Raw genomic sequence first — 22,078 nt, forward strand, 5'->3', positions numbered from 1 at the left:
GCTATATTTGTTATTTAATTCCAATTTGTAAATAAGTTATTATAACTATTAAATAACCTTAATCATACAAAATAGTAAAATTGCAACATATAAAATTATAAAAAATTATAAAAATTCTGTCAATTATATTTACAATCTTGCTAAAATGTAATTTAATAGAGTGTGTATTTTAAATTTTCTAAAAAATCAGGGGGAAAAATGATGAAGTTCGTTAAAAAGTCATTTCTTTTAATCGCTGTACTTATGCTAGTTGTTTTGGCAGCATGTGGTAACAAAAGTACAGATACTAAAGGAGAAAGCGGACAAGAAGGCGGAAAGATTTCTGCGAAGATTGGGGTCATTTCATATTTAACAGGTCCAGGAGCTGCCTATGGGGAAGCAATTACGAATGGACTTAAACTAGCTGAAAAGGATATTGAAAAAGAAGGCAAAGTGAACTTTGATCTTGTAGTAGAAGATTCAGCTGGGAAACAAGAACAAGCATTGTCAGCTGCTCAAAAAATTATGGCAGACGATGATTTACTTGCAATTATAGGACCTACTTTAAGTACAGAATTTAACGTGGTAGCACCTGAAGCTGATATGAATGGTATCACAATTATGGGTACTTCAACTACTGCTGAAGGTATTCCACAAATCGGGGAATATGTATTTAGAAATTCACTTCCAGAAGCTTTAGCAATTCCAGCTGCATTATCTAAAGCAGTAGAAAAGAATGATGCTAAAACAGTTGCATTATTATATGGAAATGATGATGTATTTACTAAGTCAGGTTTCGACACTATGAAAAAAGAAGCAGAAAAAATGGGACTCAAAATTTTAACAGAAGAAACGTTCCAAAAAGGACAATCAGATTATAATGCTCAATTAACGAAAATAAAAGGTTTAAACCCTGATATTATTTTATGTTCAGCATTATATAACGAAGGTGCTGTAATTCTTGACCAAGCAAGAAAAATGGGAATTACTACTCCATTTGTAGGCGGTAATGGATTTAACTCACCACAAATTATTGAAATTGCTGGTAAATCTGCGGATGGTTTAATCGTTGCTACTCCTTGGTTCGGTGAAAAGGATGACGAAAAAGTAAAAGCATTTAATGAAGCGTACAAAGCTGAATACAACAAACTACCAGACCAATTTGCTGCACAAGCATATGACGCACTTCATTTATATGCGGAAGCATTGGTGAATGCTGGTGAAACAGATCGTGATGCATTTAGAGATGCATTAGCTGAAATTAGAGATTATGACGGTATTCTTGGAAAGTTCTCATTTGATGAAGAAGGCGATGTAGATATGGAGCCTACTGTTATCACAATTAAAGACGGAAAATTCCAATTGTTAGAATAGACTGATTCATGCTTAGTGTTGGTATACAGTATGGTACAGCTTCATTCAATACTGTAAGTAGTCTGAATTTTTAGAGCGATGACTATTCACCAATACTAAGCTGTCTTTCTTTTCATTATTCTGGTGTTTACGGGTAGTTTATTTCTCATTTACTTCCCGTATTCTTTTTATTTTTTCGTGAAGAATAAACTGCCCGTAAATACGGGATAAATTTGATGTTAAAGGATGATATGCATTGCTATTAGAGCAGTTAATTAACGGTATAACTTTAGGGAGTATATATGCAATAGTTGCATTAGGTTTTACTCTGGTATTTGGTGTGCTAGGTATTATTAACATGGCACACGGTGAAATTTTTATGATTGGTGCCTTTACAGGTGTAATCGTTACAAGTAAATTAGGCTGGCCATTATGGTTAGCATTTCTTATTGCCATTGGTATAACTAGTATTTTAGGTTATTTACTAGAAAGGTTGGCTTTACGACCATTACGCGGTAAGCAAGGTGTATCTCATCTAGCGCCGTTAATAAGTACAATTGGGGTATCGATTTTACTTGAAAATTTATCTCATCATTTATTTGGAGCAGGAAATCATCCTTTTAGAACTCCTTTTGCAGAGATGAGTTTTCAAATTGGCTCGATCACAGTGTATTTTGTGCAAATCATCATATTTGTTATCTCTGTAGCATTGATGATGGCACTTTCGTATTGGTTATCTAAAACAAAAGCTGGAAAAGCATTACGTGCTACTGCTGAAAATCTTGAAACAGCAAGTATTCTAGGTGTTGATACAAAAAGAATCATTATTTTAACAGTTGTAATCGCATCAGCAATGGGTGGAATTGCAGGTATTCTAGTAGGGATGACTTTTAACTCTGTTAATCCGCAAATGGGATTATCTATCGGTTTAAAAGGCTTAGCCATTATTATTCTTGGCGGAATGGGAAATGTAAAAGGTGCCATGGCAGGTGGATTAATACTTGGATTGTCTGAAACTATGCTAGTAGCTTATGGAGATTCTGGTTATCGTGACGCCATCGCATTTATTATGATTATCGTTATCCTTCTATTAAGGCCACAAGGAATCTTTGGCTCAAAAACAGCATCGGAGGGAAGGTGATCACATGTTGGCGCAATTAATAGATCCATATCAACTACAAATCGCATCATTTATTTTAATCAATATCATTTTAGCTATAAGCGTCTATGTTACTCTATCATCTGGTCAGCTATCTCTAGGCAGTGCTGGATTTATGGGAATTGGAGCATATACATCGGCTATTTTAACTATTAATTATGAAGTACCTCTAGTAGTAGGAATAATAGCAGGTGCTCTTGTTGCTGGTATTATAGGTATACTTGTTGGGATTCCATCACTTAGACTGTCTGGTGTGCACTTAGCGATAGCTACCCTAGGGTTTGGTGAGGTAATTCGTGTTATTTTTGTAAACTGGGAGTCACTTACTAAGGGAGCTATTGGTATTGCAAATATACCGAAAATTGGACGAGAAGTTTTAACACTTACTAGAGATTGGGGTTTCGACCCAAGCGTTTTAGGTTTACGAAACAATCAATTTGTTTTTTTAATGGTATTTCTATTACTTTTAATTATTGTTATTTTACTCGTTTGGTTTTTTGTAAGGCAAAAAAAATCACGTGTTGGAAGAGCCTTTGCCGCTATACAAATGGATGAAAAGGCAGCTGAAGCAATGGGTATCAACGTTACTTATTACAAAGTTCTATCCTTTACACAAGGTGCGATTTTAGCTGGTTTTGCCGGAGCACTTTTTGCGCACGTAATGGGATATATCTCTCCATCTGATTTCGCTTATCATCGCGCAGTGGAAATATTGATTTTCTCTGTATTTGGTGGCAGTGAAGTAATTGGTGGTTCTATTTTTGGTGCAACATTCTTAACGATCATGCCTGAAGCCTTACGTTTTATAGCAGAGTATCGTTACATGATTTACGGTGTAATTTTAATTATCATGATGGCAGTTCGACCTCAAGGTCTTATTGATACGAATGTCGTACAATGGTTTAAAAATAAATTAGGTTCAAAAAGGAGGAGCGTAAATGGTTCTAAAAATCAAAAACATCTCTAAACAATTTGGAGGCATTTCCGCTTTAACTGATGTATCATTTACTATCAATGAAGGTGAAATATTTGGTTTAATTGGACCAAATGGAGCTGGAAAAACAACAATGTTTAATATCATTACAAACATGTTTCCTCCAACAACGGGTGAAATTACATTTGGCGAAAGATCTATAACTGGATCGAAACCTTTTAAGATAACTGAAAAAGGGATATGTCGAACTTTCCAAAATATAAAACTATTTCCACAAATGACAGTCATGGATAATGTCATGGTTGGTGGGCATTGTCGTACTAAATCTGGGGTTTTTAGCAGTGTTTTTAGAACGAGAAAACAGCGTAAAGAAGAAGTTGAAATGAAAGAAAAAGCATTGGAACTATTAGCCCTTGTAGGATTAGCAAACCAAGAAGAGACCATTGCAGAAAATTTATCTTATGGTCAGCAAAGACGACTCGAAATCGCAAGAGCGTTAGCAAGTAACCCTAAACTGTTGTTATTAGATGAACCAGCAGCAGGTATGAATGAAAAAGAAACGGATAGCTTGTTTGATTTAATAAAAACTGTTCAACAAAGAGGAGTAACCGTACTTATAATTGAACATGATATGCCTTTGGTCATGAAGTTATGTGATCGTATCGCTGTTCTTAATTTCGGAAAAAAACTTGCAGAAGGAACACCTGAGGAAATTCAAAACAACCAAGCTGTTATTGAAGCCTACCTCGGTTCAGAGGAGGAAGATAATATTGCTTAAAGTATCTGGTATTGAAACTTATTACGGAAACATTCAAGCTTTAAAAGGGATAAGTTTGGATGTTGAACAAGGAAAAATCGTTACTTTACTAGGAGCTAATGGGGCTGGTAAAACGACAACAATGAAATCAATTGCAGGTTTGTTAACTCCTAAAAATGGCAGCATTGAATTTTTAGGGGGAAAAATAACAGGTTTACGACCTGATCAACTATTAAGAAAAGGTATCGCTTTAGTTCCTGAAGGAAGAGCGATACTTTCAGGTATGACGGTGTTAGAAAATCTTGAGATGGGTGCCTATCATAGAAAAGATAAAGAGATTGCACAAGATATCGAAAATGTAATGAAAAGATTTCCGATATTAAAAGAAAGAGAAACTCAACTAGCAGGGACATTATCGGGTGGACAACAACAAATGCTAGCGATAGCACGTGCGTTATTATCAAAGCCAAAATTATTGTTGTTAGATGAGCCTTCAATGGGATTAGCACCGTTAATTGTTGCAGATATTTTCAAAATTATTACAGAAATTAAAGAAGCAGGAACGACAGTATTATTGGTTGAACAAAATGCCAAACAAGCTTTAAAAATCGCTGATTATGGTTATGTGATGGAAACAGGCAAAATCATCATGTCAGGAAAAGCAAAAGATTTAATTGAAGATCCAAAAATTGTAGAAGCATATCTTGGAAGAAAATCAAGTTAAGTAAATGTGAGACCCCAATCGATTTGGGGTCTCTTTTTATAAACACAGGTACAATAGGGTAATTGGATTTTATACGAACCGATAGATCGAACTTAAAATGAAATATATCATCTGATATACAATAATTATATTATGTAAACTAGTACATGTTACATTAAATGATAACTAAGAGACTACGAAGTCTGTAATAGAAAAAATCAAGCAAGACTGTTTTCTAAAAGCTTTTTGTTATTAAAAAAGTTCGTGTATAAGTAGATAGCACAGCTTTCTTTGTACAAAATTGTGATTGTTTTTATTAATGAAAACTTGATATTTTAGGTATAAAGCTGCAATATTAGTTAAGAGACAATTTAATTGTAACAAAAAAGGAAGTAGGGATTATATTTGCCTGATTTCATATCATTAGGACTTTCCGATGATTTAGTAGAAAAATTAGTAGAAAACCAAATAAAAGAACCAACAAAAATTCAAATTGAAGTCATTCCAACTCTATTAGATGGACAAGATCTAATTGGCCAAGCTCAAACAGGAACGGGAAAAACATTAGCTTTTCTATTACCGATTCTCGATAAAATCCAACAAAATAAAAATGGAATTCAAGCGCTAATAGTAACACCAACTCGAGAATTAGCCCTTCAAATAACTAATGAAATAGAAAAAGTAGCACTAGAAAAAGACAACTTACATGTACTGCCGATATATGGCGGACAAGATGTTGAAAAGCAAATAAAGAGACTAAATAAGAATATTCATATTGTCGTTGCTACACCAGGTAGATTATTGGATCACATAAGAAGAGAAACGATTGATTTATCGACAGTCTCCTTTTTAGTATTAGATGAAGCAGATCAAATGTTACAAATTGGATTTTTAAAAGAGGTAGAAAAAATTATTAGTCATACTTCTTTAGCAAGACAAACTATGTTATTCTCAGCTACTATGACGAAAGATGTTCAAAGTTTGGCTAAAAAACATATGAATCATCCTAAATTCATTTCTGTGGAGAGTTTTCAAGGAACAGCAGACACCATTAAACAGTTGGCTATTTATACGAGTGACCGTGCAAAACAACCAACCCTATTATCTTTATTGGAGGAGCATCGTCCATTTTTAGCAGTCGTTTTTTGCCGAACTAAACGAAGAGTAACCAAATTAACTGGGGTCCTTAAGAGCAATGGAATAGTATGTGATGAATTACATAGTGATTTATCACAAGCTAAACGTGAAAGAATTATGAAGCTATTTCGCAGTGCAAAACTCCAAATTCTAGTTGCTACTGATGTTGCAGCAAGAGGTCTAGATGTTGAAGGTGTAACGCATGTTTATAATTATGATATGCCAGAAGATACAGAAAGCTACATTCATAGGATTGGTCGAACTGGCCGTGCTGGATCAGAAGGATTAGCAGTCACATTTTACAATAGTGATGATCTCGGTATGCTAAATGGTATTGAGCGTGAATTAAAGATTAATCTTGAAAAACAAAAATCTGAATTTGTTAAAGAAGAAGTAGATATTCATCATGCTTCACCATCTATAAAGAAAAAACGAAATCAAGATTCATATTCAAAAAAGCGCCCCAAAAAAACTGTTTCAGCACGTAAGGAAGAATCTAAAAAAAGAGATACTAAACCATTGATGGCTTTTGGAAATTCATACAGTCCATCAAATAAACTAAAAAAGAAACAAACAAATACAAAAAACAAAAATAAATAATTGTCTAAAAAGCCGTCGATATGAAAACGACGGCTTTTTTATAATAGAAAAGACTATTATTTACAAATATTCTAAATAAACTATGTTCCAAATCTTCTATAGATGTTAAAATATAGTTAGTAAGAAAAAACATAATTCTAAATAAAAAATTGCAATAAAATACAAAAATATAAAAAAATCAGTTTATAATTATTTAAAGAAGGGATGATTAAAATGAGTGACCAACAGAGTCGAGGTTTTTTATTAAAACAGAGATCGTTCTTAAAGTTGTATCTTTTAGATATTATTGAAAAACAAAAAGGTTACGGTTCACAGATACTTGATGAATTAAGAACGGAATTTAAACCATTTGGTTATTCACCAACCCATTCTGAATTGTACAAAACACTTCATGAATTATATAAAGATGGAAGTGTTAGGAGAGAGAAAAAGATAAAGGGAGAGGCAGGAGTCGATTTTCAAGAAATTGTGATTTATCATTTAACAGAAAGTGGAAAGAAAGAAGCAGATTTATATCGAAAACAAATGAAAGTTGAGCTTGATCGCTGTGTGGGCTTATTGAATAAAGCGATACGTGATCATTATGGTCCATTATAAAACGATGAAAGATAACAAGCTTATAATTTTCTTTTAAAATAATTGATTAGTATACATAGAGGAGGAATAAATATGGCTTTGGGATTTAGAAAAAGCTTTAAAATTGCTCCAGGTGTTCGACTTAATGTAAATAAAAAAGGTCTCGGACTAAGTGCTGGTATAAAAGGTTTTAGATACAGTGTGAATACGAGTGGTCATAGTAGAACCACTGCAAGTATACCTGGAACAGGGTTATCTTATACAACGACTAAAAATAGAAATAGTAGAGCTTATAAAAGACAGCGAGAATTATTAAAAAAAGAACGAGAAAATCAAAAACTTGCGGAAGCTGAAAGTAATAGACTTCAGGTTCAACTTTTTAATAATAAATTAAGAATGTTAAAATCTATTCATATCGAAGCTGACATTCCTATAGATTGGCACTCAATAGCTATATCCAATGCTCCAGATACCTTTTATGAAAAAGAAGCTACAAATATTATCCAACAGTACAAGCCCTCTTTTTTCACTAAACTATTTCGTAAAGAAGAAAAAGAGCGAAGTATTTTAGAGCAAAATTTAAAAGAAGCCAAACAAAAAGATATAGCTGCAAGGCAATCATGGGAAGAAACAGTTTCTGTGGCTAAAAAGGTACTAGAAGGAGATGTTGATACTTATTTCCAGTTAATCGAAACAATGGCCCCATTTAATGATATTAGTGCCTTTGGAAGTGGATTTGAATTCTTTGCTGAAGATTCAAAAACAATGGAAATTGATTTCGATGTACATAGTCATGATGTTGTTCCTTCGGAGTTGTTGACTTTAACAAAGACAGGTAAAGTTTCAACAAAAGCTATGCCTAAAGGGAGGTACTACGATATTCAACAAGATTATGTTTGTTCGTGTATAATACGAATTGCAAGAGATATTTTTGCATTACTACCGATTGAAACGGTCTATATTCATGCAAATGATGAAATAATGGATACCTCTATCGGTCATATGAAGGAACGCACTATTCTTTCAGTTAGGATTGATCGAGAAACACTAGAAAAACTTAATTTTGAAAACATCGATTGTTCAGATGCCTTACAAAATTTCCAACATAATATGAAATGGAAGAAACTTTCAGGATTTTATGATGTACCGAAATTAGAGATTACTCAATCATAGAAACAAAAAACACAATTACATATACAAGCCATGAATTGTGTTTTTTGTTGTTGATTTAACCTCTATTAATATAGGTGGAATTATCAGAATAAATGGAATAAAATTACTTTTTCGCATTCTACAATTTTCATTAATATCATGTAACTTAACTGTATACTTTACCGTCTATCACTAAGAATAACACATATAAAACTTTAAAATTGGGAGGAAAATATGAAAAAAGTATATAGTTTATTCATGCTAACTATAGTTTTTGTCATGATAGTTGGATGTGGAAAGGATACAAACAACAAAAAAGAAGAAACATCAAATGTAGCTTTATCTGATATGGTGATGGATTTCAAAAAACAGTTAGCTAGTGATTTTAAAGCAGAAGGAACAGAAGAAGAGATGCTAGTTGACGGAGAATTACAAGGATATGTCACGGTAGATCTTACAAAGAAAGACGATAATAATCCACAAAGTGCCATTTTTAGTGAAAAATTAAATATCAATATGGATGACTTAGAAGAAGGGTATATTTTAGCTCCAATGATGAATGTAAAATCAGATGAAATCATTGTTTTAAAAGCGAAAGATGAAAAACAAGTAGAAGCTTTAAAGAAAGTATTAGAAAAAGAAAAACAGTCTCAGATTGATACTTGGGAGAAGTATTTGCCAGATCAATATGAAAAAGTAAAGAAGAATGTAATTAAAACAAAAGGAAAATACTTATTGTATGTAACATATGATCAACCAGAAAAAATAGTTGATATATTTAACAACAGTCTTAAGTAAAATGACAGATGTAAAAAGGGCTGAATTAAAAGTAAATCTTACTTTTAATTCAGCCCTTTTTAAAAAATACCTAAATTTCTAAAAGGATGTGAACAATTGGTATTTAGTAGTTTAACATTTTTATTTTGTTTTCTCCCTTTCGTTTTGTTGGTTTATTTTCTTAGTCCCAATAAGGCAAAAAACTTGGTTTTACTTCTATTAAGCTTATTATTCTATGCATGGGGCGAGCCGGTTTACATTGTTATTATGCTTTTTTCAGCATGTTCAGATTATCTGCACGGATTATGGATCTATAAATTTAGATTATCTAAACCGATTATCGCAAAGAGCTTCTTAATCTCTTCTTTAATCATTAATATTGGTCTACTGTCATTTTTTAAATATAGTGATTTTCTCATAACTAATCTTAACTTATTTTTACATACAGATCTAAAGCTTTTGAATCTTCCACTGCCGATTGGTATATCGTTTTATACATTTCAGACCATGTCGTATAGTATCGATGTATATCGTGGGGATGTTCTACCACAAAGAAATCCAATTGCTTTGGCAACATACGTAACATTATTTCCACAATTAATAGCAGGTCCTATTGTCCGATATCAAGTAATTGCTAAAGAAGTAATCAATAGATCCGTTACGAATGAAAACTTTGCTGAAGGTGTCAAATTGTTTATTATCGGTTTAGGAAAAAAGGTCCTCATTGCCAATAATATTGGTCTTCTTTGGAATAGGATTGAAACACAATCTTTTCATGATTTATCTGTTTTAAGTGCTTGGTTAGGCATTATTGCATTTGCTTTACAAATCTATTTTGATTTTAGCGGTTATTCAGATATGGCAATTGGGTTAGGAAAGATGTTTGGTTTTCATTTTCCTCAAAATTTTAATTATCCTTACATATCTACGAATATTTCTGAGTTTTGGCGCAGATGGCATATGACATTAGGCAATTGGTTCCGTGATTATGTCTATATTCCTTTAGGAGGAAGTAAAAAAGGAAAAACAAGATTATATGTTAACTTATTTATTGTTTGGGCTTTAACCGGATTTTGGCATGGAGCAAGTTGGAATTTTATAATTTGGGGTTTATATTTTGGAATAATAATCGCACTGGAAAAAGCGATCTTGTTACGGATATTAGCTAGAACGAATGCAATGGTTCAACATTTATATTTTATCTTCTTTATTTTAATAGGTTGGGTATTATTTGCCTTTGATGATATTTCAAAAGGTCTTCATTATTTAGGAAGTATGTTTGCCCTTAATAATAATCCTTTCATTGATAAAGGATTTCTGTATGACTTTTATACGAATATTATTTTGCTACTATTTGGACTTGTCGCTGCAACACCCATAATGAAATGTATTTCTGATTTATTTACAAGAAGAAAAAATGTAAATAATATAGCCATCCCATTGCTATACTTATTGATTCTGGTTCTATCTACTGCTTACTTAGTAGACGAATCATATAATCCATTTCTATATTTTCGTTTTTAGGGAGGCTAGATATCATGTTTACTAAGGAAAAATGGATCATTTCTATATTTTTAATTTTTATCTTCGGTATAGCTGTTATAAATATTACGACAAAAGATCGTATATTTTCAGAACAAGAAAATCGTTATTTAGCACAAATGCCTATTTTCTCTATTAAAAGCTTTTTTTCTGGTACTTTTACTAAACAATTTGAAGAGTATATGACAGATCAATTTGTTTGGAAAAGCACATGGCTAAATATAAAAGCAAAAGCAGAGAGAACGATTTTAAAGCAAGAAAATAATGGCATATATTTTGGGAAAGATGGATATTTACTAGAACGATATAAACAACCAGGAAATCAGCTTCAGAAGAACATTGAAAGGATTAATGACTTTTCGTTAAGAACAGGTGGGAATACATATTTACTCTTAGCACCTACATCAACTGCAATCTATAAGAATAAGTTACCATTGTATGCACCGACTTATAATCAAAAGCAAGTTCTTAAAGAAATTAAGAAAAAATTATCTTCAACCGTTAAATATCTAGATGTCTATGATGAGCTAGTACGTACGAACGAAAGTTATATTTATTTTAAGACGGATCATCATTGGACGATGAGAGGTGCTTTTGAAGCTTATTTAGCGATTGGAAAAGAGATAGGATTCGAAACTTATTTAAAAAAGGATTTTAACATACAAACCGTTTCTAAAAATTTTTATGGTACCTATTTTTCTAAAGTAAATGCTTATAGTAAAAGCGCAGATTATATTGAAGTATTTACACCCAAATTTCCAATGACCTATTCTGTCAATTATCCAGATAAAAACATAACCGTACCTACATTATTTGAATCAAGCTATTTACAAAAAAAAGATCAATATTCTTATTTTTTAAATGGAAATCATAGTTTAGTTAAAATAAAATCTTCCATTAAAAATGGTAAAAGACTTGCCGTAATTAAAGATTCTTATGCACATATTTTTATCCCTTTTTTAGCTAACCACTTTGAAGAGATTGATGTTATAGATTTGCGATATTACCATTTAAGTATATCAACATATCTAAAACAAAATGGGATTAAAGATGTGTTATTTCTCTATAATCTTGTTAATTTTTCTACTGATACAAATTTAATTTGGTTAGCACAATAATAGAGTATATTGAAACTATAAAATGGCAGTCTAATTTAAAGAAAGGGTAAAGAATTTTAATAGGAAATAAATTGTAATTCGATATTTAGTATGTACAATTATGACCTAGTCCTGATAGTATGTGTAGAGTGTTATTTATTAAAAAACGATTTATTATTAGCCTATTCATTTGGTTAAACAGTAAATCATTTTCAAATGAATCATATAACATTGAAATATTATCAGGAGCATTAAAGAAAGAATATGAAAAAAATGATAAAAATAGCATCTATTATCATCATTGTTGTACTTACTATTTTAATTGGAGCTAGTTTTTACTTTTATAGTGTAGCGGTTGAACGAGCACCTAAAGACTTTCTAGATGATAATCCGGATTTAGAAGTTTCAAGTGATCATACCCTAATATATAAAGGTAAAGAATGGTTAGGTAGAATGCCTTTCGAAGAAATTTCAATTACTTCAAATGATGGATTAAAGCTACAAGGATACTATCTAGCAGCAAAGAAAAAGACAAATAAAACTGTAATTATTGCACATGGATATTCAGCAAAAGCGAAAGATATGGCACGTTTTGCAAATTTTTATCACGAAAATCTAGGGTACAATGTATTAATGCCTGATGCTCGAGGTCATGGACAGAGCGAAGGAAATTACATTGGTTTTGGTTGGCACGAGAGAAAAGATTACCTGAAATGGATTGATCTTATCATAAAACAAAACGGAGAGAATAGTGAAATTGCTCTTCATGGTGTTTCAATGGGTGCATCTACAGTTCTAATGACTAGCGGTGAAAAACTTCCTAAACAGGTGAAAGTAGTAGTTGCAGATTGTGGTTATACTTCTGCAAAAGGCGTATTGTCTTATCAATTAAAGAGAATGTATCATTTACCTAGCTTCCCAATTATTCAAAGTACAAGTTTAATGACAAAAATTCGAGCAGGTTATTCATTTGAAGAAGCATCAGCACTTGAACAGGCGAAAAAAGCTAACATTCCAATTCTATTTATACATGGTGATGCAGATACCTTTGTACCTGTAGAGATGGTACATGAATTATATAAAGCGGCTAAAACTGAAAAACAGTTATATCTGGTACCTGGTGCTGAGCATGGAAATGCTTATGATATGAATCCAACAGAGTACGAACAACAAGTGACGACTTTTATTAATAAGTATATACAATAAATATTTTAAGTAGGTACATTATGGGAACAGTATCAAAAAGTATACTAGACCACAATAATGTGCCTACTTTTTTTAAAAGAAAATATATATTACGATTATATTAGTTCTTCAGAACAACCCAAAATTACAGATGGTATGTTAGATGGAATAAAACACACATATTGATTCTATAAATCTAATAGTAAAGAAACATATGGACTGTATATTTTTAATATTCATAATTATAAATAAAAAGGAGACATATAAGATGACTAAAAAATTATGGGCAATTGACGAGGCACATACGAGTGTTGAATTTTCAGTAAGACATATGATGGTTGCAAAAGTTAAAGGAGTTTTCACTTCGTTTACTGCAGATATTTCTGCAGATCCATCTGATTTAACTACTGCAGAGATAGAGTTTAACGTAGATTTGAATAGTATCGACACAAGAAATTCAGATCGTGATAATCATTTACGTTCAGCTGATTTCTTTGATGTAGATAATCATCCACAAATGACGTTTAAAGCTACTAAAATTGTAAAAACAGATGATGATGAATATGAAATGACTGGCGACTTAACAATCTTAGGAATAACTAAGACTGAAAAATTTAAAGTCACTTATGAAGGTCAAGGAAAAGATCCTTGGGGAAATCTAAAGGTAGGTTTTAGTGCAAAGGGAAGTATTGATCGTAGCGATTATGGCATGGTATTTAACTCCGCTCTAGAAACTGGTGGCGTAATGATTGGAGAAAAAGTAAAAATCAATCTAGATATTGAGGCTGTAGAAAAAGCCTAAAAAATATAGCTGACGAAAAATTTCGTCAGCTTTTTATATGCATATAGATATAAAGAAGGTAGCAACGAATTTCAGAATCCTCAATAATTGGATGCCTCATTAGACTTACTATTCATACGTTCAATGTGATTAACTCCCCATTGATGCATAGCTGTTAGTATAGGTTCTAAACTTTTGCCATACTCCGTAATGGAATATTCTACTTTAGGGGGTACTTGGGGATAAACGACTCTGTTAATGATCTCTTGTTCTTCAAGTTCTCTAAGCTGTAGTGTCAACATTCTTTGAGTAATATTAGGTATTAATCGTTTTAATTCGTTAAATCGCTTTGGTTCACCATTAAGTAAATGTAAGAGAATAGTAGGCTTCCATTTTCCTACAATGATATCTAAAGCAACATCTACTTGACATTGATTAGCTTTATCACTCATTTTGTCACCTCATTTATATATTATCTACAATTATATACTTACTTACATTTTGTAACTATTATACATGAATTCAAAATAGTCATCTTTATTTGTAAATGTATTTTAAACATATTGTTAATGTGATTAATTATTTACGGAAAGAATGAGAAACCTCTAAGAAAAGTACTATATGTTAAGAACATAATGAAGTTATGAGGATTACAAATTATTTCCTTTAAATTAGGAGATGTCGTTATTTTTGATTTATTAACCGAACCCTATCTAAATGTCCAAGTAAGCGTAAAACAATCTAAATAGTATGGTACTTTTTATTCAATCAAAATGGTTGAATATGACTAAAAGAATAATTATTTCAATGTTTATGTGGTATTATGTTCATGTATACAATTTGGGGAGATAGGGGAGTTTTCTTTGATTATTTTTAAGAAAAAAAATAAAGAAAATCAACAGCAAATGCAAGAATATGTTGAGTTAAATGTGACAAAAGGTAGTGAATTAGAAACGCAAATCAAAATGATTAGCCTTACAAAAGAAGAATTATCTTCATTGAAAAAATTTCAGCCTTTTGTCATTGATCATATTGACACAATAGTCGATCATTTCTACAAAAATTTGGAACATGAGCCTTCGTTAATAAGTCTAATAAATAATAAAAGTTCCATCGAAAGATTAAAAATAACTTTAAGAAGACATATTATAGAAATATTTGATGGAGTTATAAATAATGAGTATGTAGATAAGCGAATAAAAATCGCTCATATACATGTGAAAATTGGTTTGAAAACAAAGTGGTATATGTGTGGGTTTCAAGATATATTGTACACATTACGGCAGCTTGTATCACAGTATTCTACATCAACAGAAGAAAGCTTTACTATTTTAAGTGCTATTACCAAAATCATAAATCTAGAACAGCAGATTGTATTAGAAGCGTATGATACGGAGTCAGTACGATTACAAAGGATAGTAGAGGAACAAAAAATTTCACTAAGGGAAAATGTTGCGAGTGCATCTCAAAATTTAGCTGCTATTTCTGAAGAAACGAATGCTTCTTTTCAACAATTAAACGAGAAATCAAAAGAAATTGCTATTCATGCAAAAAGCGGATCAGAACTATCTGAATTAGCAGAAAAAAGAGCAAGTATTGGTAAGGAACAAATACATAAGCAAAATATAAGCATGAATTATATTAATCAATCAGTTAGTGATATTTCTAAAGACGTAAAACTTTTCTTAGACATACTTAATCAAATGCAAGACATCGTGAATATTGTTACAAATATTGCTGACCAAACAAATTTATTATCACTAAATGCTGCCATCGAAGCTGCTAGAGCCGGTGAACATGGTAGAGGTTTTTCAGTTGTTGCAGGGGAGGTAAGGAATCTAGCAGAAGAAACCAAACGCTCGGTATCAAATGTGTCTTCTTTAATTACAAATACGAATGTTCAAGTAGAGAAATTGAAAACATCTCTTGAAAAAATAAGTCAAGCTGTTAAAGAAGGTAATGAGAGCATGAATGAAACACAAGAGCATTTTGAAGAAATTGCGCAAACCATGATGAAAACAAAAGTACAAAATTCAAAAATTGAAAAAGAATTAGAGTCATTTGTATTATTGGTAAGAGAAATTGGAAAAGCGTTTGAGGAAGTGGCAATGTCTGCAGATAATTTAACAATGGATGCACAAGATATGAATTAGTCAGAGGAGGTTATTGACTCGATAAAAAAACTTCTCCAAAACTACCGTTAACTTTAGAAGAAAGAACAAGATTAAGGACAAATCGTATTAAATTGATTGATCTTCTTCAGCTGGACACAAATTATCCAGAAAGTGATAAATGTTGGTGGGATTTTACGCAGGAGCGAAAAGAATACCGTGCAAGATGTGGATATCCTGATACAAGACCTACTATTTCCTGGAACGAAAAGTGAATAGATAATTGTAAAAAAAGGGATGCGAGAAAGTCTAGAATAAATTGACTTCATGCGTCCCTTATATGTTTATCAAACGATGAGACTACGAAAATAGGAAAATTCGTTTCTTTTATTCAAAAGGATATATAATACCCCAATCTTCTCGAATACGAGTCATCATATCCATTACATCCATGGTTAATGGTAATGTGCTATTCTGTTGTTTGTTTTGAACATAATTGTTCATATCATCAATCTCATACTCAAGAGCTCTTGAAGTGTCTCCAGCTTCTATTAATTCTGTTATACCATTCGTATAGGTAATAACGGCTTTATCCGCTCTCGGAAAATCATCAACAGTAATAAAACCGTGTTCACATGCAACAATACCTCTTTTAGGCATTTTAGATCTCATAGTTAATGATACAACTGCCATTTCACCATGGTCATTTTTTAAAAGGATACTAGATTGTTCATCGACACCCGTTTCGAATTTCTTAACTGTTGTTAAGATTTCATTTGGTTGACTTGAAAGAAAATACCTTGTGAAAGACAGAGCATATGTGCCTATATCTAATAAGGCTCCACCAGCTAACCCCATATTGAAAAAACGATTCTTTACATCATACTCTTTGCAACTACCAAATGAAACTTGTATCATTTTCACTTTTCCAAGTGTTCCGCTGTTTATGATTTCTTTCAATTTTTTATATAGAGGCATGTGAAATATCGTCATAGCTTCACACACTACGAGATTTTTCTTATTTGCTAACGTAATGATTTCATTTAATTGTTTACTATTTACTGTAATGGCTTTTTCACATAATACATGTTTATTTTGGCGAAGACATTTGATAATGTATTCATAATGATTACAATGAGGTGTTGCGATATATACAACATCAATATTATCATCATTCAGCATTTCTTCATAACTGCCATAGGCTTTTTCTATATTATAAGTATTTGCAAATGTTATTGCTTTATTTAAATCTCTAGAAGCAACGGCATAAATGGTTTGTCCATCGTTGTTTAATGCTTGTGAAAAGTCACGCGCTATCATCCCTGGCCCAAGAATTGCCCAATTCAATTTTTTCATAATGATACCTCACTATTTTTTTGACATTATTTTTATATCTTGATCATCTGAAATGATGATTTTCGTTACAACATTTGTAAAAAGTGATGTTTCAATAACCCCAGCGATTCCTTTTAGACTTGTTTCAAGTGCTATTACATCGTTTACATTTTGAAAATAGGCATCTAGTAATAAATGTCCATTATCACTTATGGTCATACCATCTTTAGCAGCACTTGTTCTCGCCACAACTTTTCCGCCTAATTCACGTATTCTTTTTTCAACATATGAAAACGCATCCTCAAGTACTTCTAATACTACAGGATGTTTAAACGTTAAACTTTGAACTAGTTTTGTCGTATCAATTAATAAAATGTATTCTTCAGCCATTTGAGCAATTAACTTTTCTTTTGTATGAATCCCACCAGCGCTTTTTAAAGCACAAAACTGCTCATCTACTTCATCACACCCATCAAAGGCTATCGAAATGTGACTAATATCGGAAGTTGGAAGAACTTCTAATCCATTTTTTAAACATAACATTTTTGTTTAAAAGGAAGGAGTCACAACCTTAACATCAAGCTCATTAGACTCTTTAATATACTGAATCAAATGAGAAATGGTCATTCCACCACCAAGACCTATAATGCTATTGTTTTCAATCAATGTTAAAGCTTCTTTGGCACACCTTTTTTTGGAATCATCGTTATTCAATACTAATTCACTCCTCTTATTAAACGCACATATGTGCAACGCGATAAAATATGTGCAATTCACGTTTTTAGTCTACACTCGCTTTCACAAACTGTCAAACGTTTATATAAGTGCTTTTTTCATCATTTGACTTAACAGATAGACAATTATATACTCAAAGCAAATATTTACACATATGTGTTTAAGGTAGTGAAGAAGCATGATTCCATCAGAAGAAAAAAAGTTACTAATCAAAATAGCACAAATGTATTACGAACAAGACTTAACACAAAGTCAAATTTCTAAAGAATTAGGTATCTATCGAACGACAATTAGTAGAATGTTAAAAACAGCTCGTGAAAAAGGAATTGTAAAAATATCCATACAATATGATACTGAAGAAACATATACATACGAAGAAACCATTAAAAATAGGTTTGGATTAAAGCATGTTATTGTTGTACCAATAGAAGCAGAACAACCTGAAAAGAGTAGACTAAAAGCAATGGGGCAAGCCTCTGCGAGATTCATTAGAAATATATTAAAAGACAATGATATAATTGGTTTTTCTTGGGGTAGTAGTTTAGCTGAGATGGTAAATGAAATTCAAACACTTGATAAGAAGAATATCATTTGTATACCTATGGTTGGAGGCCCATCAGGTGTGTTAGAAAGCAGGTACCATGTAAATACTATTTGTTATAATGCATCTTTAAAACTTCATGGAAATTCTGTTATGATTGACGTGCCAGCGATTGTAGGGAAAAAAGAAACAAGAAATGACATCATTCAATCGAATCATTTCCAAGAAATTGCTAAGCTTTGGAATCAGATTAATATTGCTATATTTGGAATTGGTTCTGCAAATATTACCAGTAAAGCTAGTTGGAGTGCCTTCTACGGTGATGCTATTATTAAAGAACTAGAAGAAGGAAAAGTGGTAGGAGATATTTGTTCGCGATTTTTTGATGCTTTAGGAAATCAGGTGAATACAAGTATATATGATCGTACCATTTCTATACAATTAGATGTACTAAAAAAGACAAGATATTCGATCGGGATTGCTGAATCTGCTGAAAAGGTATCTGCCATAATTGGTGCGCTAAATGGTGGATATTTGAATGTTTTAGTGACAACTGAAGATACAGCTAGACAAATTGTTGAACATACAAAAGACTACGAAAAAAGATAGGTTCATCCATCATCATGGAAGAGCCTATTTTTATTTATATAAATAGAAGTATTCTTGAAAAATGTTATACAAGAAAAATAAAAAAAAGGATATAATAATGATTTCTGTTAGAAAATCTAAGTTTTTTATATAGAAATAATAAATTTTATTTACAACATCGAAAATGGACATACTTTGTATAGAGGAGAGTAGGTATGAAAAAAAGGATTTTAATTGTAGAAGATGAAATTGCCATTTCCAATTTAATAAAATTAAATTTAAATTTAGCCAATTATGAAACGGAGCAAGTTTTCGACGGGAAGTCCGCAATCGATATTATTGAAAGAGAGCATTTTGATTTAGTACTCCTAGACGTTATGATTCCAGAAATAGATGGGTTTTCAGTCATGAAAAAAATTCATTTTATTGGTGTACCGGTCATTTTTTTAACGGCAAAAAATACGGTAATGGATAAAGTAACTGGATTACGTTTGGGTGCCGAAGATTATATCGTGAAGCCTTTTGAAACGCTGGAATTGTTAGCAAGAATTGAAACCGTCCTACGTAGATTTGGAAGTGAAGAAACGACACTTTCATATAAAAATATTACCATTAACTTAAATGAAAGAGTTGTAAAGAAACAAGACCAGCTTGTTGATTTAACAAAAAAGGAATTCGAATTACTCTGTATTCTCGTTCAAAACGTAAATATTGCATTATCACGAGCTACTTTACTTGAAAAAGTATGGTCTTTTGATTTTGAAGGAGGAACGAGAACCGTTGACATGCATATACGTGCATTAAGAAAAAAGCTAGACCTTAATAAAGAGATTAAAACAGTATTTAAAGTTGGTTATAGACTGGAGAGCTAACATGAAAATTTGGCAAAAGGTATATATTTTTTCGGTGTTAATCTTTTTTATTATCTTTAATACCACTAATATCTTTATCATTGAAAAAAAATACCGTACTATGCTTAATAATGATATTCAATTAGCCCTCGCAGAGCAATTTAGTTTTTATTCAGGATTAAATGTCAGTATCCCTCTGTATACTCAGATGCAGTTGTATTCAACCAATATATATTCAATGGAAAATCTCATTTCTAATTCTATAAAAAACTATATTGAAAGTAACAGCAAAAATGAAGCAATTGTAGAGGTAATGGATAAAGAGGGGGCCATTTTATATAGTAATGCTCCCTTTAAAATACCCACGAATCGTAAGGAAATAGAAGACTTAAAAGAAAACACTAGGCATTATATCATACGAGATATAGATGACAAAACATATATTTTTATTTCAAACCTCATTACTATAGAAAAAGAGGACTATATTTTAACTTATATTCGCGATATATCACCTGTTTTTAAAGATCGTAAAAATGACTATTCATTATTTTTAAAAATTGATTTTGCTGCCACAATACTATTTGTTGTTATGATGTTTTTTGTAAGTAGCTACATAACACGTCCTATTCATCATCTTATCGATGCAACCAAACGAATATCCAAAGGTCATTTTTCAGAAAAAGTTCGAGTTCAAACCAAAGATGAGTTTGCTATACTGGCAAAGCATTTTAATACTATGTCAGACATGATTGAAGAGAAGATTAATGAATTAAAAAAAAACAATGAAGAAAAACAAAGATTTATAAATAATTTAACCCATGAATTAAAAACACCTCTCACCTCCATTATCGGTTATTCTGATTTGTTAAGGAAAACTAAATATGATGAAAAGATTTTCAATGAAGGGCTGCATTATATATACAAAGAAGGTAAACGTCTTGAAGACTTAGCTTCACACTTAATGCGTTTATTAGATAAAGATGAAAATGTATTGCTAAAAAATGAATCGATATTAGATGTCATTCTTGATATTAAAGGAGCTATCACCCCATATTTAAACGAAAAAAATATGAACTTACTTATCGAAGGAAAAGATTTTAAAGTTGATATGGAAAGAGAATTAATAAAAATTGTTATTTCTAATTTAGTTACGAATAGTATTAAAGCTTCTCCTGAAGGGACAACAATTGAAATTCATGTAAATAATAAGGATTTTAAAATTGAAGTTAAGGACTATGGTTGTGGTATCCCTAGAGAACATATAAAAAACGTATTTGAACCATTTTTTATGGTCAATAAATCGAGAACGAGAAATAATAATGGTGCGGGGTTAGGGTTAGCTATTTGCAAACGAATTATGGATATTCATCATGGTAGCATCATGATTGAAAGTGAAGTAGGAAAAGGAACAGTTGTTACTTTACTTTTTGATTCTAAATAATGGTAGGAGAAATAAATGAATTATATTCGTATTAGTCTTATCTTTCTAGTTGGAATATTCCTTACAGCTTGTAGTGATCTTTCATTACCAATTAAAAAAAATGAGGTAGTAATAGAGAAGATTGATATAAATGATACAGTGAAAAAACCATCGATATTATCTGAACAAGAAATAAAAATTAAAGCTCTACAATGGTTAGAAGATGCTTATGATCAAAAAATATATTTAGATAAATTCATCAGTTATGTTGATTATATCGATTCTACTTGGATGAGCTATTATAGTAAAGAATATATAAATAAAGTTCTTACTCAATTTAGCAAAAAAGAGATTGAAGATGTGAAGAATGGCTACTATATTGTGACATTCGTAAATAATGAAATACGGTCTTATAATAAAGGCCTTTAAATTAGCACTTTCTGCAAAAACAGGGGATGTATTAAAATTTGATTACTATCCTGTGGACGGTAGTAACACCGAACGTATTCATACATCTGTTGATTCAGGAAAAACAATAATCGATAATTTTATACAAAATATAGAAAAAACCCCAACCGAACTTGTGGAAAAAAAAGAAGCTCAGTTAGAGTATCAGCCAGGCTATTTATATACGTATAAAAATGTCGAAAATGAATTATTATATGTTTTTATTTTTGAAACCTCCCCAAAAATTAATTACTATGCAAAAGGTGTTTTGTCAAAATTAGAAGGAATTTAAAGGCAGTTCTACAAAGTAGAATTGCT

At 31.5% G+C, this 22,078-nt stretch carries 23 protein-coding genes and 1 pseudogene; 20 read left to right on the forward strand and 4 right to left on the reverse strand.

Annotated features, from left to right (window positions below):
- Positions 1 to 198: 198 nt before the first annotated feature.
- The 13 genes from BN349_RS07205 to BN349_RS07265 all read left to right on the forward strand — a co-directional run bounded on the left by BN349_RS07205 (position 199) and on the right by BN349_RS07265 (position 13,753).
- Positions 199 to 1,353 (forward strand): ABC transporter substrate-binding protein, encoded by a 1,155-nt coding sequence (locus BN349_RS07205; RefSeq protein ID WP_026089218.1) that lies wholly within the window; start codon positions 199 to 201, stop codon positions 1,351 to 1,353.
- A gap of 235 nt (positions 1,354 to 1,588) precedes the next feature.
- The gene (locus BN349_RS07210; RefSeq protein ID WP_019241613.1) at positions 1,589 to 2,473 is read left to right on the forward strand and encodes a branched-chain amino acid ABC transporter permease; all 885 of its coding nucleotides are present in this window, start codon (positions 1,589 to 1,591) and stop codon (positions 2,471 to 2,473) included.
- A gap of 4 nt (positions 2,474 to 2,477) precedes the next feature.
- Entirely contained in the window at positions 2,478 to 3,458 is a 981-nt protein-coding gene (locus BN349_RS07215; RefSeq protein WP_019241614.1) for a branched-chain amino acid ABC transporter permease, read from the forward strand.
- On the forward strand, positions 3,430 to 4,203 hold the full coding sequence (locus BN349_RS07220; RefSeq protein ID WP_019241615.1) for an ABC transporter ATP-binding protein: 774 nt from the start codon (positions 3,430 to 3,432) through the stop codon (positions 4,201 to 4,203). Before BN349_RS07215 ends, BN349_RS07220 begins: the two co-directional genes overlap by 29 nt.
- On the forward strand, positions 4,196 to 4,906 hold the full coding sequence (locus tag BN349_RS07225; protein ID WP_019241616.1) for an ABC transporter ATP-binding protein: 711 nt from the start codon (positions 4,196 to 4,198) through the stop codon (positions 4,904 to 4,906). Before BN349_RS07220 ends, BN349_RS07225 begins: the two co-directional genes overlap by 8 nt.
- A gap of 384 nt (positions 4,907 to 5,290) precedes the next feature.
- Complete coding sequence (locus BN349_RS23565) at positions 5,291 to 6,622, forward strand: DEAD/DEAH box helicase (RefSeq protein WP_019241617.1); 1,332 nt, start codon at positions 5,291 to 5,293, stop codon at positions 6,620 to 6,622.
- A gap of 213 nt (positions 6,623 to 6,835) precedes the next feature.
- Positions 6,836 to 7,219, forward strand: a complete 384-nt coding sequence (locus tag BN349_RS07235; RefSeq protein ID WP_019241618.1) for a helix-turn-helix transcriptional regulator — start codon at positions 6,836 to 6,838, stop codon at positions 7,217 to 7,219.
- Positions 7,220 to 7,291: 72 nt separating this feature from the next.
- Complete coding sequence (locus tag BN349_RS07240; RefSeq protein WP_019241619.1) at positions 7,292 to 8,371, forward strand: DUF4236 domain-containing protein; 1,080 nt, start codon at positions 7,292 to 7,294, stop codon at positions 8,369 to 8,371.
- A 213-nt stretch (positions 8,372 to 8,584) separates the two neighbouring features.
- Entirely contained in the window at positions 8,585 to 9,148 is a 564-nt protein-coding gene (locus BN349_RS24815; protein ID WP_019241620.1) for a DUF4358 domain-containing protein, read from the forward strand.
- A 96-nt stretch (positions 9,149 to 9,244) separates the two neighbouring features.
- Positions 9,245 to 10,651 carry an MBOAT family O-acyltransferase gene (locus tag BN349_RS07250; RefSeq protein WP_026089219.1) on the forward strand — a complete coding sequence of 469 codons (1,407 nt, stop codon included), beginning with the start codon at positions 9,245 to 9,247 and terminating at the stop codon, positions 10,649 to 10,651.
- 14 nt (positions 10,652 to 10,665) lie between these two features.
- Positions 10,666 to 11,787 carry a DHHW family protein gene (locus BN349_RS07255; protein ID WP_019241622.1) on the forward strand — a complete coding sequence of 374 codons (1,122 nt, stop codon included), beginning with the start codon at positions 10,666 to 10,668 and terminating at the stop codon, positions 11,785 to 11,787.
- A 243-nt stretch (positions 11,788 to 12,030) separates the two neighbouring features.
- Positions 12,031 to 12,972, forward strand: coding sequence for an alpha/beta hydrolase (locus BN349_RS07260; protein WP_019241623.1), 942 nt, complete (start codon positions 12,031 to 12,033; stop codon positions 12,970 to 12,972).
- Between the two features lie 247 nt (positions 12,973 to 13,219).
- Positions 13,220 to 13,753 (forward strand): YceI family protein, encoded by a 534-nt coding sequence (locus BN349_RS07265; protein WP_019241624.1) that lies wholly within the window; start codon positions 13,220 to 13,222, stop codon positions 13,751 to 13,753.
- Between the two features lie 80 nt (positions 13,754 to 13,833).
- Here the strand turns inward: BN349_RS07265 and BN349_RS07270 are convergent, their stop codons facing one another.
- A complete protein-coding gene (locus tag BN349_RS07270) occupies positions 13,834 to 14,184 on the reverse strand; it encodes a winged helix-turn-helix transcriptional regulator (protein WP_019241625.1) in 351 nt (116 codons plus the stop codon).
- Between the two features lie 453 nt (positions 14,185 to 14,637).
- Between BN349_RS07270 and BN349_RS26855 the strand changes: the two are divergent.
- Both BN349_RS26855 and BN349_RS26860 read left to right on the forward strand, forming a co-directional pair.
- Positions 14,638 to 15,117, forward strand: a pseudogene (locus tag BN349_RS26855) (protoglobin domain-containing protein); the annotation flags it as partial.
- A 225-nt stretch (positions 15,118 to 15,342) separates the two neighbouring features.
- On the forward strand, positions 15,343 to 15,885 hold the full coding sequence (locus tag BN349_RS26860; RefSeq protein ID WP_425457733.1) for a methyl-accepting chemotaxis protein: 543 nt from the start codon (positions 15,343 to 15,345) through the stop codon (positions 15,883 to 15,885).
- 345 nt (positions 15,886 to 16,230) lie between these two features.
- Here BN349_RS26860 and BN349_RS07280 read toward each other — a convergent pair whose 3' ends face one another.
- From BN349_RS07280 to BN349_RS26305, 3 genes are read right to left on the reverse strand one after another with little or no spacing between them, the layout of a single operon-like run.
- Positions 16,231 to 17,199 carry a Gfo/Idh/MocA family protein gene (locus tag BN349_RS07280; RefSeq protein ID WP_019241627.1) on the reverse strand — a complete coding sequence of 323 codons (969 nt, stop codon included), beginning with the start codon at positions 17,197 to 17,199 and terminating at the stop codon, positions 16,231 to 16,233.
- Positions 17,200 to 17,211: 12 nt separating this feature from the next.
- Positions 17,212 to 17,721, reverse strand: a complete 510-nt coding sequence (locus BN349_RS23575; RefSeq protein ID WP_019241628.1) for a ribose-5-phosphate isomerase A — start codon at positions 17,719 to 17,721, stop codon at positions 17,212 to 17,214.
- Positions 17,722 to 17,727: 6 nt separating this feature from the next.
- Positions 17,728 to 17,892, reverse strand: a complete 165-nt coding sequence (locus BN349_RS26305) for a hypothetical protein (RefSeq protein ID WP_019241629.1) — start codon at positions 17,890 to 17,892, stop codon at positions 17,728 to 17,730.
- A gap of 199 nt (positions 17,893 to 18,091) precedes the next feature.
- Here BN349_RS26305 and BN349_RS07290 point away from each other — a divergent pair, with 199 nt between their 5' ends.
- The 5 genes from BN349_RS07290 to BN349_RS07310 all read left to right on the forward strand — a co-directional run bounded on the left by BN349_RS07290 (position 18,092) and on the right by BN349_RS07310 (position 22,052).
- Positions 18,092 to 19,063, forward strand: coding sequence for a sugar-binding transcriptional regulator (locus BN349_RS07290; RefSeq protein ID WP_019241630.1), 972 nt, complete (start codon positions 18,092 to 18,094; stop codon positions 19,061 to 19,063).
- A 194-nt stretch (positions 19,064 to 19,257) separates the two neighbouring features.
- Positions 19,258 to 19,914 (forward strand): response regulator transcription factor, encoded by a 657-nt coding sequence (locus tag BN349_RS07295; RefSeq protein ID WP_019241631.1) that lies wholly within the window; start codon positions 19,258 to 19,260, stop codon positions 19,912 to 19,914.
- Position 19,915: 1 nt separating this feature from the next.
- Positions 19,916 to 21,334, forward strand: a complete 1,419-nt coding sequence (locus BN349_RS07300) for a sensor histidine kinase (protein WP_019241632.1) — start codon at positions 19,916 to 19,918, stop codon at positions 21,332 to 21,334.
- 15 nt (positions 21,335 to 21,349) lie between these two features.
- Complete coding sequence (locus BN349_RS07305; RefSeq protein WP_019241633.1) at positions 21,350 to 21,742, forward strand: hypothetical protein; 393 nt, start codon at positions 21,350 to 21,352, stop codon at positions 21,740 to 21,742.
- A complete protein-coding gene (locus BN349_RS07310) occupies positions 21,711 to 22,052 on the forward strand; it encodes a hypothetical protein (protein WP_019241634.1) in 342 nt (113 codons plus the stop codon). The genes BN349_RS07305 and BN349_RS07310 overlap by 32 nt, the downstream gene beginning before the upstream one ends.
- The last annotated feature ends 26 nt before the right edge of the window (positions 22,053 to 22,078 follow it).

The sequence above is a fragment of the Bacillus sp. AP8 genome (assembly GCF_000321185.1).
Classification (GTDB): Bacteria; Bacillota; Bacilli; order Bacillales; family DSM-1321; genus Bacillus_AD; species Bacillus_AD massilioanorexius.

Coding starts and splice junctions, on each gene's coding strand:
- BN349_RS07270 (WP_019241625.1), bottom strand. CDS start 14,184: ATGAGTGATAAAGCTAATCAATGTCAAGTAGATGTTGCTTTAGATATC.
- BN349_RS24815 (WP_019241620.1), top strand. CDS start 8,585: ATGAAAAAAGTATATAGTTTATTCATGCTAACTATAGTTTTTGTCATG.
- BN349_RS07235 (WP_019241618.1), top strand. CDS start 6,836: ATGAGTGACCAACAGAGTCGAGGTTTTTTATTAAAACAGAGATCGTTC.
- BN349_RS07255 (WP_019241622.1), top strand. CDS start 10,666: ATGTTTACTAAGGAAAAATGGATCATTTCTATATTTTTAATTTTTATC.
- BN349_RS23575 (WP_019241628.1), bottom strand. CDS start 17,721: ATGTTATGTTTAAAAAATGGATTAGAAGTTCTTCCAACTTCCGATATT.
- BN349_RS07215 (WP_019241614.1), top strand. CDS start 2,478: ATGTTGGCGCAATTAATAGATCCATATCAACTACAAATCGCATCATTT.
- BN349_RS07265 (WP_019241624.1), top strand. CDS start 13,220: ATGACTAAAAAATTATGGGCAATTGACGAGGCACATACGAGTGTTGAA.
- BN349_RS07295 (WP_019241631.1), top strand. CDS start 19,258: ATGAAAAAAAGGATTTTAATTGTAGAAGATGAAATTGCCATTTCCAAT.
- BN349_RS07290 (WP_019241630.1), top strand. CDS start 18,092: ATGATTCCATCAGAAGAAAAAAAGTTACTAATCAAAATAGCACAAATG.
- BN349_RS07280 (WP_019241627.1), bottom strand. CDS start 17,199: ATGAAAAAATTGAATTGGGCAATTCTTGGGCCAGGGATGATAGCGCGT.
- BN349_RS07240 (WP_019241619.1), top strand. CDS start 7,292: ATGGCTTTGGGATTTAGAAAAAGCTTTAAAATTGCTCCAGGTGTTCGA.
- BN349_RS07300 (WP_019241632.1), top strand. CDS start 19,916: ATGAAAATTTGGCAAAAGGTATATATTTTTTCGGTGTTAATCTTTTTT.
- BN349_RS07205 (WP_026089218.1), top strand. CDS start 199: ATGATGAAGTTCGTTAAAAAGTCATTTCTTTTAATCGCTGTACTTATG.
- BN349_RS07310 (WP_019241634.1), top strand. CDS start 21,711: ATGAAATACGGTCTTATAATAAAGGCCTTTAAATTAGCACTTTCTGCA.
- BN349_RS07260 (WP_019241623.1), top strand. CDS start 12,031: ATGAAAAAAATGATAAAAATAGCATCTATTATCATCATTGTTGTACTT.
- BN349_RS07305 (WP_019241633.1), top strand. CDS start 21,350: ATGAATTATATTCGTATTAGTCTTATCTTTCTAGTTGGAATATTCCTT.
- BN349_RS07220 (WP_019241615.1), top strand. CDS start 3,430: ATGGTTCTAAAAATCAAAAACATCTCTAAACAATTTGGAGGCATTTCC.